The organism is Cognatundibacterium crateris (assembly GCF_010078235.1).
GTDB lineage: Bacteria > Pseudomonadota > Gammaproteobacteria > Burkholderiales > Burkholderiaceae_D > Undibacterium > Undibacterium crateris.
This window is the reverse complement of record NZ_JAABOS010000001.1, coordinates 362,505-378,724: the sequence shown is the minus strand read 5'-3', so window position 1 is coordinate 378,724 and position 16,220 is coordinate 362,505. Positions and strand designations below refer to the sequence as shown.

The following is a 16,220-nucleotide window of genomic DNA, read 5'->3' as shown; positions in this document are numbered from 1 at the left end:
TTTATCTCCAGTCACCGCGCAGGGATTTGACTTCTTTTTGCAATACTTCCGGTGTCACTTCTGTCGGCAACATCACATCACCGACGATCAGTTCCAGTTTGGAAAACGGACCGCGTCTGAACGCGCGCTCAAACGGATTGGTTTTATCACGCGAGAAAAAGCTGCCCCACAGGCCGCGTAAGGCCATCGGATAGACCGGCACCGGGGTGCGTTCCAGAATCTTCATGACACCGCCCTTGAACTCATTCAGTTCGCCGGTCGCTGTGAGTTTACCTTCAGGGAAAATACAGACCAGCTCACCTTCATGCAAAGCCTGGGCGATGTCGATATAGGCTTTTTCCATCAGCCATGGATCTTCTTTGGCTGGCGCAATCGGAATTGCTTTCGCTGTGCGGAAAACCCAGGACAGGAAAGGTATTTTGAATATTCTGTGATCCATCACGAAGCGGATAGGACGTGGGCTGCAAGCCACGATCACGATCGCATCCATATAGCTGACATGATTACAGACCATCACCCCTGCGCCTTCAGCAGGCAGGCTGTCAGCATTCACGGTTCTGACTTTATACACGGTGTGTATCAGTAACCAGGCGATAAAGCGCATCAGGAATTCAGGCACCAGGCTGAAAATATAAACGGCAACCAGTGCATTCAGAATAGCGGTCGCCATAAAGATTTGCGGAATAGTGAAACCCTTAAGCAGCATGGCGGATGCGGCCAGTGAAGCCACCACCATGAACAGCGCATTGAGGATGTTCATACCGGCGATGGTGCGCGACAGATGCTTAGGGTCGCAACGGGTCTGTATTAATGCAAACAGCGGCACGATATACAGACCGCCAAAAATACCGAGCAAAACGATATCCGCCAATATCCGCAGACTACCGGTTTGGCGCACAAAATCCAGCGCGCCAACCGTCAAGGTATTGGTGTAAGACACACTGGAAAAATACAAATCCAGACCAAACAAAGACAGACCGATGGCACCGAAAGGAACCAGACCTATCTCTACCTTATGACCCGATAATTTTTCACACAATAAAGAACCGGCACCGATGCCGAACGAGAATACCGTCAGTAACAACACGAATACGCTGTGATCACCATGCAGATAGTTTTTGGCATACAGCGGGAACTGTGCAAGTACGATCGCACCGTAGAACCAGAACCAGGAATTGCCGAGTAAAGACAGGAAGACCGGGCGATTTTGTTTACTGAAACTGATATTGCGTATGGTCTCGCTGACTGGATTCCAGTTAATTTTCAGTTCAGGCTCAGGCGCTGGCGAGACGGGAATTTTCAGGCTGGTCAGATAACCCAGCACCGCAATCGCAATCGCGCCAAAGGCCACCAGCTGTACGCCCCAAGGCTGATGCACCACCAGCATGGCGCCCAGAATTTCTCCGATCAGGATGCCGACGAAGGTGCCCATTTCTATCAGCCCGTTGCCACCGACCAGCTCGTCGGTTTTCAGATGCTGAGGCAGATAAGCGTATTTAACCGGACCAAATAAAGTGGAATGGATGCCCATGCCAGCCACCGCAGCGACCAGGACCCACAGGTTATGCGTCATCCAGCCAAATGCAGCCATGCTCATGATGGCGATTTCCAGCAATTTGACTTTTCTGGCGAGTCCGGCTTTTTCAAATTTATCAGCAAACTGACCAGAAGTCGCAGAAAACAGCACAAACGGCAAGATGAACAAGCCAGGTATCAGCTGATTCAGCAAGCCTACATCCAGCGTGGTCCAGCTGAGCGCATCGAAAGTCAGTATGGTCAATAAAGCAGTTTTAAATACATTGTCGTTAAATGCACCCAGAAACTGAGTCCAGAAAAACGGCGCGAAGCGACGCTGTGTCATCAGGGCAAACTGACTTTGTTGACTCATTACATATCCTATCTACGAAAGAATCGAAGTTTAACTTAATTATTTTTTTATACAGTAAATATCTGTAACATCCGCAGCCATTTCACGCAGGGAAAGCCTGATAGGCTTGAATCGCATCGCGGATGTTCAGCAAATCACAGCCTGCAGCGCGCGCGGTCTGCAATGCGAAACGCAGCTGTGCCGGCGTGCTACCCCAGGGGCCAGGCTGATCGCTGACTTCATGGGAGTAGAAAATCAGCCAGGCACCTTGCTCCACAGCCTGCGCAATCAAATTGCGAATTTCCTGTTCTGTTGCTTTGTCTGCATACAAAGCCTGAGCGCGCAAAGCATGCAAATCTGCCCTGCCCTGCTGCATGCCGCCGCCCGTGATACGGCTATAGCTGAAGCGCTGTGCCGCCGCAAATTTACTACCCAGATCGTAGGCACCAAACGGAAAAGCAAAGCCCGAGGCTGGTATGCCCAGTTCTGCCAAATACTGGCGGTTTCTATCCCAGTCTGTCTGCAGCACAGACAGCGGCTGTAGCTCGCAATTCAAATGCGAATAAGTGTGACAGGCGACTTCATGTCCATCGCTGTGCAGTTGTTGCAGTTGTGCGCCGTGATGGCAAAGCTGTCCCTGCTCCAGTTGATTCTCCAGCCCGCCGCAGACAAAAAACGTTGCTCTGGCCTGATATTCCTGCAGCAGTGCTGCGCCTGTGGTGCAGGCACTGAGTGCGACATCATCAAATGAAAAGCTGATCACTGCACGTTGGTGTCGCAGTGGCAGCCAGCGCTGCAGCGTATGCCTGGCCGCGAAACGACTGGCTTTGCGCACCAAGGAATGCGTCATCGCACTCATTTAGTGGCCTCGGTCGCACTGTAGAATTGCTGATAGCGGTTCAAGCCCATACGTGCTGCGGAACCGGCGATGTTTTCATAGGTATATTCAAATCCAAGCTTGATGATGGCCTGCTTTAGCTGCACGCCATCGGCTTCGCGCTGAGTGCGTTCATAAGCACTGTCTAAAAATAAGCGGAAACCACGGTCTATCAGATAGCTGCCGCCGAATCCTAGCCGTTGCAGTTTTTCTTTACGCGATTGCAGCGCCGCACCGGAATCAAAGCGCGGTATCAGTTTTTGATCACTATCCTGCCACAATACCGAGGCATTCCATTGCAACTTAGGGCTATATTTCCAGCTACTGTCCAGTCTTATCCCCTTAGTCTGCACATACAGGATGGCAGGATCGACGATGGAAAACGGACGGTCAAACAGTTGCAGATCAAACCGAAGCTGCGGTGAATACAGGTAGGTGCCACGGACTATGGTGTTGAGCAAATTGGTATCGCGCTCGCTCAGGGTTTCATAGTTACGTTTAATCAAACCCAGATGGGTACTGAATACGGTTTTAACGCTGTAATTCCATTCAGCATCCAGATAGGCTTCACGCTCTTTGTATGCGCGGTCCAGTTGGGTAATTTGTGCCTCAGTGCGTTGTGGGAATTCGGTATCCGACCAGCGCAGCCCGCCTTCCAGCATAGAACCGGTGGTGGATGTGTACCTGAGACCCGCTTGTTTGCTGTGTTCACGGAAGTTGTATAACTGATTCACTGGCAAGTCATAATCCAGGCCAGAGCGGCTCAGGCTGGCCGCCAACAGAAAGTCATTATTTATTCTCAGTCGCCAATCGCTGCCGGCACGCTGCTCATGCGACAAATCACGCTCAGTCAGACTGCCATTAATGTACTGGAACAGGCGTTTTGACTTACCAGCACTGATGCGCCCCGACAGTGCATGTCCCGCAACCCAGTCAAATGCGAGATCTGCACCGCCAGTCTGGTGGTCCAGCTGACTGTAGTTTTTATAGTGACGATTACCAAGCGAGCCGGTCAACACCAGTCTGGTCTGATCGGACAGCACTGGGACGATGGCGCCAAAACGCAAATCCGCAGCAGCCACAGTATCTGCCTGTTTTTGCGCAGAGTTGACAAGGCCAGGGTCCGTGTTTGCCTGATCCGTGAAACGCAAAGGATTGGTGTCGCGGGTCAGCGAAGTCTCCAGCTGCAGGACCAATTCATTGGCTGCAGAAGCAGGCAGAGCTGGCAATGTGGCCAGCACACAGACTAATTGAGGCAGATATTTGGGAGTCTTCATCATAGATAGGTTCAGGCTGGCAGCAAGCCATCCCGGTTTAATCGTAAAACCCGGTCGCAACGCCCGGCCAGTTCCGCATCATGGGTGACGATGACAAAAGCAGTGCCCAGGGTTTGCGACAACTCCAGCATCAGTGCAAATATCTTTTGCGCGGTATCGCTGTCCAAGTTGCCGGTTGGTTCATCAGCCAGTACACAGGCCGGGTTCGCCACCAGCGCACGCGCCAGCGCCACCCGCTGCCGTTCACCACCGGACAACTCACCCGGCACATGCTTCACGCGCTCTCCCAGACCGACACGCTCCAATATACGCTGCGCGGCTTGTTGCGCTTCAGCACGAGGCATGCGTCGTATCATGAGTGGCATGGCGACATTGTCGAGTGCAGAAAACTCAGGCAGCAAATGATGGAACTGATACACAAAACCCAGCGACTGATTACGCATTTGGCCGCGCTCAGCTTCGCTCAGTGTCGCCAGCTCTTTATCCAGCAATTTCACACTGCCGCTATTGGGCGTATCCAGCCCACCCAGTAAGTGCAACAGGGTGGATTTGCCAGAACCGGAGGCGCCGATAATCGCGACCCGTTCACCTGCTCTGACATCGAAGGAAATATTGCTTAATACATGAACTGCATCGCTGCCCTCGTTAAAGCTTTTGCTCAACTGATGGCAGGACAGCACGACTGGGGATTCCATAGAACGATTACTCATAACGTAAAGCCTCAGCTGGTTTCACACGGGCGGCACGCCAGCTAGGATAAAGGGTGGCGACAAAGGCCAGGACGACAGCGATAGCACTGATTTGCAGCACATCGGCAGTACGCAGGTCGGATGGTAAAGTGGTGATGAAGTACAGTTCCTTAGGCAGGAAAGCGACGCCCATCGTATGTTCTATCCACGGCACGATGACGTCGATATTATGCGCAACCAGCACACCGAATAAGACGCCGAGCCCGGTACCGACCAGACCAGTAATACCGCCCTGTATCATAAATATTTTCATGATCGAAGCAGGCGAAGCACCCAGGGTGCGCAAAATCGCGATATCTGCCTGCTTATCCGTCACAGTCATGACCAGCGTAGAGACCAGGTTAAATGCAGCCACCGCCACGATCAGCGTCAGGATGATGAACATCATGGTTTTTTCTGTCTTTACCGCAGCAAAGTAGTTTTTGTTCTGTTGCGACCAGTCCCGTATCAGCAAGTCACCGGTCAGGCTGCGTGATAATTCCAGCGCAATCAGCGGTGCTTTCAGCATATCTCTGATTTTGACGCGTAAGCCGGATGGGCTGGCGAGGCGGAAAAACTTTTGTGCGTCATCGACGTGCATGAAAGCCATGCCAGCGTCATACTCATAATGGCCTGCTTCGAAAATGCCGGCTACCGTATAAGCCTTCAGACGTGGCATCATGCCGGCTGGCGTCATCTGCCCTTCCGGTGCGGCCAGCGTAACTTTATCGCCGACTTGCACCCGCAAACCGGCAGCCAGTGCCGAGCCCAGGATGATATTGAATTCACCTGAGCGTAAATCCTGCCAGTGGCCGCTTTTCATTTTGTCAGCCACCTCGGAGACTTTAGGCTCCAGTTCCGGCAATACACCTCGGATGATCACGCCGCGCATTACCTCGTCATGGATAATCATGGACTGTCCATCGACATAGGGCGCGGTGGCCAGCACTGCGGGATTTTTCTTCACCTCGGCGGCAGTTTTTTCCCAATCAGGGATCGCGCCGGTGGCATCAAAAATTTCTACATGGGCGATTACGGACAGCATGCGGTCGCGTACTTCTTTTTGAAAACCATTCATCACAGACAGCACGATGATCAGGGCGGCTACCCCGAGACCGATGCCAAACATGGAAATCATAGAAATAAAGGAAATAAAGCCATTGCGGCCACTGCGTTTACCGGCCCGGGTATAGCGTAGTCCGACCAGCCATTCGAAAGAGAGATTTTTCACTGCAAATCTGGGGTTATCAATTAAGGTGGCGTCAGTTTGCCATACAATACTCAATATGAAAAATTTAGCATTGATTATTCCCTTCAGCATACCGCCTTCCGGACTCGAAAAAGACCTGCTGCGCAATCTGAACACCCCTGCCAGCGCAAGTTTGCTAGGCTGGGCTGAGCGCCAGCGCGCCCCGGATCTGGATGCATTTGCACGTGCTTTACCGCATGAATACTGGCTGACAGGCCATTTTCCGCCTGAAAGCACGCTGCAGAGCCCTTCTTACATTACAACTCAACACTTGCAAGCGCACCCTGCTCTGACTGAAGGCTATTGGTTTAGCCTTCAACCGGTACACATCCATATCGCACGTGATCATCTGGTATTGACCGATCATCGTCAGCTGGCACTGACAGACGAGCAGTCATCGCAACTGTTTGCAATCGCCAGTAAGACGGCACAAGAATACGGGCTGGAATTGCTGGCGCATGATAGCAGTCACTGGTTTTTGCGTGCCGATCAATGGCGCGACCTGAAAACCGCGACGCCGGATGCGGCTTGCGGTCACAATATTGACGTGTGGATGCCGCAAGGCGAGTCAGCACGCGCCTGGCGCAAATTTCAAAATGAAGTACAGATGCAGTGGTTTGAGCACGAAGTCAACCAGAGCCGGGAGCTAAGTGGCCTGAAGCCGGTTAACTCTCTCTGGTTATATGGCGGCACGACGCCGGAAAATCTGACGGTTCCCACAGTGACAGATACGGATGTGCCGCACTGGCTGAGCGCGCACTGCCAACCTACGCAAAGTGGATTGTGGCATTACGATGCGCTGATCAGCGCCGCACTCAATAGCGACTGGGCCAGCTGGCTGGATCAATTCCATGTGATGGATCAGCACCTTTTGCAGCCCGCACTGGATGCGCTGAACACGGCTGACATCGACAGCCTGCGTTTGATTTGCACAGATACACGGCGCTGTGTCGAATTTCATATCCGGCGCAGCAGCAAGTGGAAGTTCTGGAAAAAGCCCAGCTTGTCGCCTTTGTTTGAGGGACTCGCATCATGACCAGAATTGCGACCCGCCCCTACGCTTTCCGCGAAGCCGAACTCTTGCGTCAGCGCGGCATGCATCCGGTGTTAGCCCGATTGTATGCGGCACGCCATGCGACGACTGAAAAAGACTTATCGACTGAACTGTCTGGCCTGCATGCTCCGGCAGAAATGAAGGGCATCAAAGAAGCAGCCTGCTTTTTGGCCGATGCAATCGCCAGCCACAAAGTGATGACCATCGTGGCAGATTACGATTGTGATGGTGCCACCGCTTGCGCAGTTGGTATCCGTGGCTTACGTATGCTGGGTGCGCGAGTCGATTTCATCGTGCCGAATCGCTTTGAATATGGTTATGGGCTCACACCGGAAATCGTGGAACTGACGGTCAGGGAAAAACAACCCGACATCATCATCACGGTCGACAATGGCATCGCCAGTGTGGATGGCGTCAAACGTGCGAAAGAGCTGGGGGTAGAGGTGGTGGTCACGGATCACCATTTGCCCGGACAAGAATTGCCTGAGGCCGCGGTGATCGTCAACCCGAATCAGCCGGGCTGCACATTTTTAAGTAAAAACCTGGCCGGCGTAGGTGTGATGTTCTATGTCTTGCTGGCGTTGCGCGCTGAAATGCGTCAGCGCGGACTGTTTGATCAGCAAACCCAGCCTAAGCTGGATAGCTTGCTGGATCTGGTTGCACTCGGCACCGTGGCAGACGTGGTGAGTCTGGATGCGAATAACCGGGTATTGGTGGCGCAAGGCCTGAAACGTATGCGCGCTGGGCGCATGTGTGCCGGTATTGCGGCGCTGTTTCGTGTCGCCGGACGTGAGGCGCAGAAGGCCAGTCCTTTTGATCTGGGCTTTGCCCTGGGCCCACGTCTGAATGCCGCTGGCAGACTGGCGGATATGGCACTCGGCATCGCTTGCCTGACGACCGATGATGAGGCACATGCCTGGCATATTGCGCAGCAACTGCAGGCAATCAACAGCGATCGCAAAGACATAGAGCGTGAAATGCAGGACATCGCGCTGCTGCATCTGGATGATTTGCAGGTGGCAGACAGCCATACCATCAGCGTCTATGATGAAAGCTGGCACCAGGGCGTGATCGGGATAGTGGCTTCCCGTCTCAAGGATAAATTCTACCGTCCTACCATTACGTTTGCGCCGGCCGGTGATGGCCTGATCAAAGGTTCAGGCCGCTCTATCCCTGGTTTCCATTTGCGCGATGCGCTGGATTTGGTGTCTAAGCAAATCCCCGGCGTCATACACAAATTTGGTGGTCACGCCATGGCGGCCGGACTGAGTCTGGCGCATGAGGACTTAGCCGTGTTTCAGGCAGCCTTTGAGGCGGTCGGGCAGTCCTGGCTGGAAAAGCACCAGCTAGAACGCATCATAGAAACTGATGGCGCTTTAGAAGATGCCTATTTCAGCATTGACTTTATTCAGCTACTGGACCAGCAAGTCTGGGGGCAGCACTTCCCTCCTCCCGTGTTTTGCGATCAGTTCCGGCTGATTTCTCAGCGCATACTGAAAGAACGCCATCTGAAGCTGGTGCTGGAAAAGAATGGCCAGCGTTTTGATGCGATCTGGTTTGGACATACCGATGAACTGGATGAAGTCGTCAATGTCGCTTTCCGCCTGGATGCGAATGAATACAATGGCGTGACCAAGGTGCAGCTCTTGGTTGAACACATCGATACCTAAGTCTGACTGTCTTTAGGCAAAAGCGGTGTGACGCAAAAAATCCAGTATATGAGCAGCCACCAATAGATGGCTGTTCTCACTTATTTTCGCGTCTGCAGCCTGACTAAATCCATGATCACCGCTGACGACTGCGACACGGATCGCGCTGGTATTTTCAAATGCAAAGCGATATAAGCTGCGCGCCGAACAATGCGCATCCTGATCACCGGTAATCATCATGAGCGGCAAGCGTAAAGAAGACGCATAGGGATAATAGCGGGCTGCGACATAGCTGGCTTCTGGCCCATCTTTTTTTTCATCAAATAAGGGCGTCAGAAAAATGCCTGCTTTGAACTTGGCGTCTTCACATAAAACACGCCAGGCCACTACGGAACCAAACGATTTACCAGCCAGCGCAATTTGCTGAAAATGGATATTGTCATCCAGCCGCAATTGGCGCACTACTTCGCGTAGTTGTCTGCTTTCAGCAGAAAGATCTGCCGAAGGTTGGCCTTCTTTTGGATTTTTTTGAAAAAAATCCCAGTCAAATCTGGCTACCGCTATCCCAGAGCGGGTTAACTCGCCAGAGATAGCCAGGAAAAGTTCTCTTTGCATCCCATAACGCAAACCGGGAGCCAGCACCAGGCAGGGAAAGGGGCCGCTTCCTGACGGTAAATCGAGCGTAAACGCACGCTTCATCTCATTTTTTTTCAAACCAGACACCTTGCTTATTGTGTTCATGCTCAATACAGTTACACTGCTGTGCGTCAGTGAATAGGTCTGCGATTTGGCAAATGCATGCGCGTGCAGTCAATCTCAGGCTGACGCTGAACTTTACGTGTTTTATGGCGTCGTAGTAAACACTTCAGCCGTTCTTTGTTACACCATGTTGAAAATCAGGTCACGAATACAACAAAGCCAGATCTGTGACCTGCTACTAAAGAGGAGAAACCTTACGTGAAAGCCCAAGTTCTCAGCGTTATCGCGCTGCTCATCGCTGGCACAACCAGCACTGCCACCAGTTATGCCGCAGAACCTGCCAAGGCGGCGTCGACTTCAATATTGTTGTCTGGCATAGATACTAAATTCCAGGACAAATCCATTACACCTCAGGACGACTTTTATCGTCATGTGAATGGTGCATGGCTCAAAAATGCGCAGATCCCGTCTGACCGCTCTTCAGCGGGTGCGTTTATGGATTTGCGTGAAGCCGTAGTGCCACGTTTGCACACGATTATTCAGGGCTTATCCAAAGCTCAGAATACACAAGGCAGCGACGCACAGAAGATCGCCGATTTATTTGCCAGCTTCATGGACACCAAGGCCATAGAAGCCGCTGGCCTCAAACCTTTGCAAGCCGACTTTGCGAAGATAGATGCCATCTCCGACAAAAATCAGTTGCCAGCCACTTTCGCCTGGCTGAACCGTATCAGCGTTACCGCACCTTTCGATGTGCAGGTACATCAGGACAATAAAGACTCGACAAAATATGTGCTCGATATTGGTCAATCTGGCCTGGCGCTGCCAGATCGTGATTACTATCTGAAAGATGACGACGCCAAACTCAAAGCTACCCGCGAAAAATACCTGCAGCACATAGAGAAAATGCTGAGCCTGGCGGGTGATAAAGACGCCGCTAAAAAAGCAGCAGCGATTCTGGCACTCGAGACAGAGCTGGCCAAAGTGCAATGGACCAAGGTTGAATTGCGTGATCCTATCAAAGCCTATAACAAAATTCCTTTGAATGAACTCAGCAAACTGGGCGCAGGCTATGACTGGAATGCCTACCTGAAAGAACTGGGTGTGAGCGGCAAAATCGACTATGTAATTGTCGCCCAGCCTAGTTACATTACAGGCATGAGCAAAGTGCTGGCAGAAACTTCGCTGGATACCATCAAGGCTTACCTGAAATGGCATACCTTCAGCTCTGCAGCTTCCCAATTGCCAAAACAGTTTGCGGATGAAAGCTTCGCCTTCTTCAGCAAAACCCTGCGCGGCGTTCCTAGTCAGGAAGTACGCTGGAAACGCGGCGTACGTCTGGTCGACAGCGGCATGGGTGAAAGCCTGGGCAAGCTCTATGTTGAAAAGCACTTCCCTGCTGATAGCAAAGCCAAGATGGAACATCTGGTGAATAATCTGCTGCTCGCTTACAAGCAAAGTGTAGACACGCTGGACTGGATGAGTGATGCGACCAAAAAAGAAGCGCAAGCTAAGCTCGCTACCTTCATGCCTAAAATCGGCTATCCAAATAAATGGAAAGATTATTCTGAGCTGAAGATAGTTAAAGGGGATGCGGTAGGTAACCTGCGTGCGATTCGCCAGTTTGCAGCACAAACCGAACTGAATAAATTAGGTAAGCCTATCGATCGCGATGAATGGGGCATGACACCACAAACGGTCAATGCTTACTACAATCCGGAAATGAATGAAATCGTGTTCCCGGCAGCTATTTTGCAGGCACCATTCTTCAATCCGAAAGCCGATGATGCGGTTAACTACGGTGGCATAGGCGCGGTGATTGGCCATGAAATCAGCCATGGTTTCGATGATCAGGGTGCACAGTACGATGGTCAGGGTAATTTGCGTGACTGGTGGACGAAGGAAGATCACGAAAAGTTTGCGGCAAAAACTGCGGCACTGGTGAAGCAATACAATGCATTTTCACCCGTGCCTGGCTACCACGTGAACGGTGAACTCACACTGGGCGAGAACATCGCTGATAATTCGGGCCTGGCCATCGCTTACAAAGCCTATAAATTATCGTTGGGCGGCAAACCTGCTCCTGTGATTGGTGGCCTGACCGGTGATCAGCGCTTCTTCATGGGCTTTGCTCAGGTTTGGCGTGGCAAATTACGCGAACAGGAAGCGATCATCCGCATCAAAACGGATCCGCACTCCCCTGGCGAATTCCGAGCCAACGGCACGCTACGCAATATGACGCCGTTCTATCAGTCATTTGGCGTTAAAGAAGCCAACAAGATGTATTTGCCACCGGCAGAGCGCGTCACTATCTGGTAAGTATGAGGGGGGCTGCCAGTCCATAGCAGCCCCTTCTCGTGCATGCAGATTCTGCGTGATAGCAAACAAAAAGCCCAGCTTGAAGCTGGGCTTTATATTTTGGCCTGCCCAGTAGGAATCGAACCTACGACCCCGAGCTTAGAAGGCTCGTGCTCTATCCAACTGAGCTATGGACAGTTTAGATTTCAGCATAATTGCGCTGAAAAACTGAAGGCTGAATACTACATGTAATTGCCAATACTTTCAATATTCAGACGACCCGAAAGCCGCCTGCATGGCATTATTTAATGCAATCCACCAAACGGCGCGCGGAACCTGCGGCCAAGTCTGCATCGTCAGCTTCCACCATCACGCGTATCAACGGCTCAGTGCCGGATGCACGTATCAGTACCCGGCCACGGTTGCCGAGTTCGGATTCGACTTTGGCTTTTTCTGTGACCAGTGCAGCATTATCTTGCCAGTTAAAACCAGGTGTCACACGCACATTCAATAAGGTCTGCGGATACAGCACCAAACCGGAAATACATTCGTCCAGAGTTTTTCCGCTACGCTTTAATGCAGACAGGACCTGCAAGGCAGAAACGATACCATCGCCTGTCGAATGCTTATCCAGGCAAAGCAAATGACCTGAGCCTTCACCACCCAGCAGCCAGCCACGCTCATGCATTTGCTCCAGTACATAGCGATCACCGACCTTGGCGCGTGAAAAGCCAACATTCAGTTTTTGCAGGGCGACTTCGACTGCCATATTCGTCATCAAAGTACCGACCACGCCAGCTACCGGGCCAGTCGCGAGGCGATCCAACACCATCAGATACAACAACTGATCGCCGTTATAAATTTTCCCATGGCGATCCACCATGACCAGGCGGTCAGCATCACCATCAAGGGCAATACCCAAATCTGCATGGTTGGCACGTACCGCTAAGGCGAGTGCATCGGGCGCTGTCGCACCGACTTTGTCATTGATATTGAGCCCATTCGGCGTATTGCCAATCGCGATTACTTCGGCACCCAGCTCATGGAATACATGCGGCGCAATATCGTAGGCCGCACCGTGTGCGCAATCCACGACAATTTTCATGCCGCGCAAATCCAGCTCGGTTGGGAAAGTCCCTTTGCAGAATTCGATGTAACGGCCATTCGCATCCCGCAAGCGATGCGCTTTACCTAAGTGCTCAGAACTCACGCACAGCATTTCTTTTTCCAGCTCAGCTTCGATAGCAAGTTCTACTTCATCCGGCAATTTATTCCCTTGTGCAGAGAAAAACTTAATCCCATTGTCGTCATAAGGATTATGTGAAGCCGAAATCACAACACCGGCAGCCAGACGCAAAGCGCGAGTGAGATAGGCGACGGCCGGGGTCGGCATCGGACCAGACAACATGACATCCACACCTGCCGCTGCAAAGCCGGCTTCCAAAGAGGCTTCGAGCATATAACCAGAAATACGTGTGTCTTTACCGATCAGCACAGTGGGACGTCCTTCGCCCACATGTCCAGCCTTAGCCAACACTTTGCCGGCGGCATACCCTAAGCGCATCACGAAGTCCGGCGTAATCGGCGTTACACCAACGCGTCCACGTATACCGTCAGTACCAAAATATTTTCTAGACATTACAATTCCAATCTGTATCACTAAGACTATTCCAAACTTTGAGCGCGTCCACGGTCTCTTTGACATCATGAACACGTAAAATTGCGGCCCCCTGATGCGCTGCAGCCAGCGCTGCACTGAGGCTGCCTGCGAGCCTATGCTCAAGCTCTCTGCCAGTTAATGCACCTATCATTGATTTTCTTGAGACGCCAATCAAAAAAGGACTATCAAGTAAATTGGTCAAATGACGTGTATTTTTAAACAATGTCACATTATGCGCCAATGTTTTACCAAATCCAAATCCAGGATCCAGGCAAATCCTCTCTTCTTCCACACCCGCTGCAATCAGTGCTTGCTTACGGTTTTGCAAAAAACTGGCGACCTCGCTCACCACATCTGCATAAGCCGGCGCTTGCTGCATAGTCTGCGGTTGCTGTTGCATATGCATGACACACAAGCCCGCATCGGATGATGCCACCGCTGCGATAGCCTCAGCGCTGCAGAAGCCGGAAATGTCATTGATCATATCGACTCCAGCCAGTAACACTTCCTTCATGACGGCTGGTTTATAGGTATCGACGGAAATGGCTTTACCACAATCGCGGATGGCAAATACCAAAGGCATGAGTCTGTCGAGTTCCTGCTGCAGGGAGAGTGGTGTAGCACCAGGACGACTGGATTCTGCACCGATGTCGATGATGTCGACGCCATCTCTGAGCATGGCTTCTACCTGTGCCAGTGCGGCGTCAAGATCAGTAAATTTTCCGCCATCAGAAAATGAATCAGGCGTGACATTCAGGATGCCCATGACTAAGGGGCGAAAACCTTTCGCATTCAAAGGAAAGCGAAAACGGCCACATTGAAAGTTTTTCTTCATAAAAGCAAAAAGGCGAGGTTATTACCTCACCTTTCCGTCTGAAAAATAGTTAATCAGGCTGGTGCAGTAGCGTTCGGGGAAACGCCGCCAGATGCATTGCCGGAAGAGCCACGTCCGGTAGACTGCCCTGCTTTAGGTGGGCGTGGATCAACACCGTTCATGATATCGTTGACCTGATCAGCATCGATCGTTTCCCAATCGAGCAAGGCCTTAGTCATGGCTTCAACTTTATCGCGGTTTTCTTCTAACAGCTTACGCGCCAAAGCATATTGCGTATCCAAAATCGAGCGAATTTCCGCATCTACTTTTTGTTGAGTCGCTTCAGAAATCGTTTTGGACGACATACCGAAATAACCTTCCTGCTGGCTGTCTTCGTAAACCATGACACCCATACTGTCTGACATACCAAAGCGTGTCACCATAGAGCGGGCTAATTTAGTCGCACGTGAAAAGTCATTCGACGCGCCGGTAGACATTTGGCCAACAAAAATTTCTTCTGCAATACGACCGCCGAACAGGATAGAAATCTCTTCCAGCATTTTATCTTTGTAGCCACTGATCTGATCGTGCTCAGGTAACTGCCAGGTCAAACCCAGGGCGTAACCACGCGGCATGATAGTAACCTTATGCACTGGGTCAGCCTTAGGCAGCAACTTGGCGACGACCGCATGGCCTGATTCGTGATAAGCGGTATTACGACGCTCATCTTCACGCATGACCATGGATTTACGCTCAGGCCCCATGTAAATCTTATCTTTGGCATCCTCGAAATCCAGCATTTCAACCAGGCGTTTATTTCTGCGTGCAGCAAACAATGCAGCTTCATTGACCAGGTTCGCCAGATCAGCACCGGAGAAACCAGGTGTGCCGCGAGCCAAAATATCAGCACGAACATCCGAAGAGACCGGCACTTTACGCATATGTACGTTCAAGATCTGTTCACGACCACGGATATCAGGCAAGCCTACGGAAACCTGACGGTCGAAACGACCCGGGCGCAACAAAGCCTTATCCAATACATCGGCGCGGTTAGTCGCAGCGATGACGATCACACCAGAGTTCGCTTCAAAGCCATCCATCTCAACCAGCATCTGGTTCAGTGTCTGTTCACGCTCATCATTACCACCGCCCATACCGGCGCCACGATGACGGCCAACTGCATCAATTTCATCGATAAAAATAATGCATGGTGCATGTTTTTTCGCTGTATCGAACATATCGCGTACGCGGGACGCACCAACACCGACGAACATTTCAACGAAATCTGAACCGGAAATAGTAAAGAATGGCACTTTGGCTTCGCCTGCGATTGCGCGTGCCAACAGAGTTTTACCGGTTCCTGGTGGCCCAACCATCAGAATACCGCGTGGGATGCGACCACCCAGCTTTTGGAATTTAGTCGGATCTCTGAGGAAATCCACCACTTCTGTGACTTCTTCTTTAGCTTCGTCGCAACCAGCCACATCGGCAAATGTGACGTTATTGTTGGTGTCATCCAGCATTCTTGCCTTCGACTTACCGAAAGAAAAAGCGCCACCCTTGCCGCCACCCTGCATTTGGCGCATGAAGAAGATCCATACACCGATCAACAACAACATAGGGAACCAGGAAATAAATACCTGCTGCAGGAAAGATTGCTCTTCTGGCGGTTTATTATCAAATTTAATGCCATTATTGACCAAGTCGCCGACCAGACCGCGATCAAAAATCGTGAGTTGAGACTTAATCTTTTTACCATCTGTCGTCACCGCCGTGACGGTGCGGTTCGCATCATCGATGGTGGCTTCTTTAATATGCTTAGCCTTCACCTCTTCCAGAAATTCTGAATAGGGTACGGAAGTAACGCCGATGCTGCCGCTTTTCCCTTCAAATTGTTTGAACAGGGTAAAAAGCACCAGGGCAACTACCACCCATATCGCTGCTTTTGAAAACATATTATTCACGAGAACTCCTTGAACGCAGGTTGCGCTATTTTTCTGATACTGTAATTGTTCATTCTACCTGCAATAGGCAGAGCTTGCTAGCCA

Annotated in this window: 12 protein-coding genes and 1 tRNA gene; 3 read left to right on the top strand and 10 right to left on the bottom strand. The window is 51.3% G+C overall.

Annotation, left to right across the window (positions count from 1 at the left end):
• Nucleotide 1 precedes the first annotated feature (1 nt).
• From EYB48_RS01640 to EYB48_RS01620, 5 genes are all read right to left on the bottom strand, one after another.
• Nucleotides 2-1,888 (bottom strand): MFS transporter, encoded by a 1,887-nt coding sequence (locus tag EYB48_RS01640; RefSeq protein WP_162018529.1) that lies wholly within the window; start codon nucleotides 1,886-1,888, stop codon nucleotides 2-4.
• An 82-nt stretch (nucleotides 1,889-1,970) separates the two neighbouring features.
• Nucleotides 1,971-2,726, bottom strand: a complete 756-nt coding sequence (locus EYB48_RS01635; RefSeq protein ID WP_162018528.1) for a polysaccharide deacetylase family protein — start codon at nucleotides 2,724-2,726, stop codon at nucleotides 1,971-1,973.
• Entirely contained in the window at nucleotides 2,723-4,024 is a 1,302-nt protein-coding gene (locus EYB48_RS01630) for a hypothetical protein (RefSeq protein ID WP_162018527.1), read from the bottom strand. The genes EYB48_RS01635 and EYB48_RS01630 overlap by 4 nt, the downstream gene beginning before the upstream one ends.
• 8 nt (nucleotides 4,025-4,032) lie before the next feature.
• Nucleotides 4,033-4,731 carry a lipoprotein-releasing ABC transporter ATP-binding protein LolD gene (gene lolD / locus EYB48_RS01625; RefSeq protein WP_162018526.1) on the bottom strand — a complete coding sequence of 233 codons (699 nt, stop codon included), beginning with the start codon at nucleotides 4,729-4,731 and terminating at the stop codon, nucleotides 4,033-4,035.
• Nucleotides 4,724-5,980, bottom strand: a complete 1,257-nt coding sequence (locus EYB48_RS01620) for a lipoprotein-releasing ABC transporter permease subunit (RefSeq protein ID WP_328823217.1) — start codon at nucleotides 5,978-5,980, stop codon at nucleotides 4,724-4,726. Before EYB48_RS01620 ends, lolD begins: the two co-directional genes overlap by 8 nt.
• A 55-nt stretch (nucleotides 5,981-6,035) precedes the next feature.
• Between EYB48_RS01620 and EYB48_RS01615 the strand changes: the two genes are divergently transcribed.
• Both EYB48_RS01615 and recJ read left to right on the top strand, forming a co-directional pair.
• Complete coding sequence (locus tag EYB48_RS01615; protein ID WP_162018524.1) at nucleotides 6,036-7,034, top strand: hypothetical protein; 999 nt, start codon at nucleotides 6,036-6,038, stop codon at nucleotides 7,032-7,034.
• Nucleotides 7,031-8,722: a single-stranded-DNA-specific exonuclease RecJ gene (gene recJ / locus EYB48_RS01610; protein WP_162018523.1), complete on the top strand. Its 1,692-nt coding sequence runs from the start codon at nucleotides 7,031-7,033 to the stop codon at nucleotides 8,720-8,722. Before EYB48_RS01615 ends, recJ begins: the two co-directional genes overlap by 4 nt.
• A 12-nt stretch (nucleotides 8,723-8,734) precedes the next feature.
• Here recJ and EYB48_RS01605 read toward each other — a convergent pair whose 3' ends face one another.
• Nucleotides 8,735-9,442 carry an alpha/beta hydrolase gene (locus EYB48_RS01605; protein WP_162018522.1) on the bottom strand — a complete coding sequence of 236 codons (708 nt, stop codon included), beginning with the start codon at nucleotides 9,440-9,442 and terminating at the stop codon, nucleotides 8,735-8,737.
• Nucleotides 9,443-9,658: 216 nt separating this feature from the next.
• On the opposite strand from EYB48_RS01605, the gene EYB48_RS01600 reads away from it, so the two are divergent.
• Nucleotides 9,659-11,719: a M13 family metallopeptidase gene (locus EYB48_RS01600; RefSeq protein WP_162018521.1), complete on the top strand. Its 2,061-nt coding sequence runs from the start codon at nucleotides 9,659-9,661 to the stop codon at nucleotides 11,717-11,719.
• 100 nt (nucleotides 11,720-11,819) lie between these two features.
• Here EYB48_RS01600 and EYB48_RS01595 read toward each other — a convergent pair.
• The 4 genes from EYB48_RS01595 to ftsH form a co-directional block, all read right to left on the bottom strand.
• Nucleotides 11,820-11,896, bottom strand: a tRNA-Arg gene (locus tag EYB48_RS01595).
• 103 nt (nucleotides 11,897-11,999) lie between these two features.
• Nucleotides 12,000-13,337: a phosphoglucosamine mutase gene (gene glmM / locus EYB48_RS01590; protein ID WP_162018520.1), complete on the bottom strand. Its 1,338-nt coding sequence runs from the start codon at nucleotides 13,335-13,337 to the stop codon at nucleotides 12,000-12,002.
• Nucleotides 13,330-14,193 (bottom strand): dihydropteroate synthase, encoded by an 864-nt coding sequence (gene folP / locus EYB48_RS01585; RefSeq protein WP_162018519.1) that lies wholly within the window; start codon nucleotides 14,191-14,193, stop codon nucleotides 13,330-13,332. Before folP ends, glmM begins: the two co-directional genes overlap by 8 nt.
• A gap of 53 nt (nucleotides 14,194-14,246) precedes the next feature.
• Nucleotides 14,247-16,136, bottom strand: a complete 1,890-nt coding sequence (gene ftsH, locus EYB48_RS01580; protein WP_162018518.1) for an ATP-dependent zinc metalloprotease FtsH — start codon at nucleotides 16,134-16,136, stop codon at nucleotides 14,247-14,249.
• Nucleotides 16,137-16,220 lie beyond the last annotated feature (84 nt).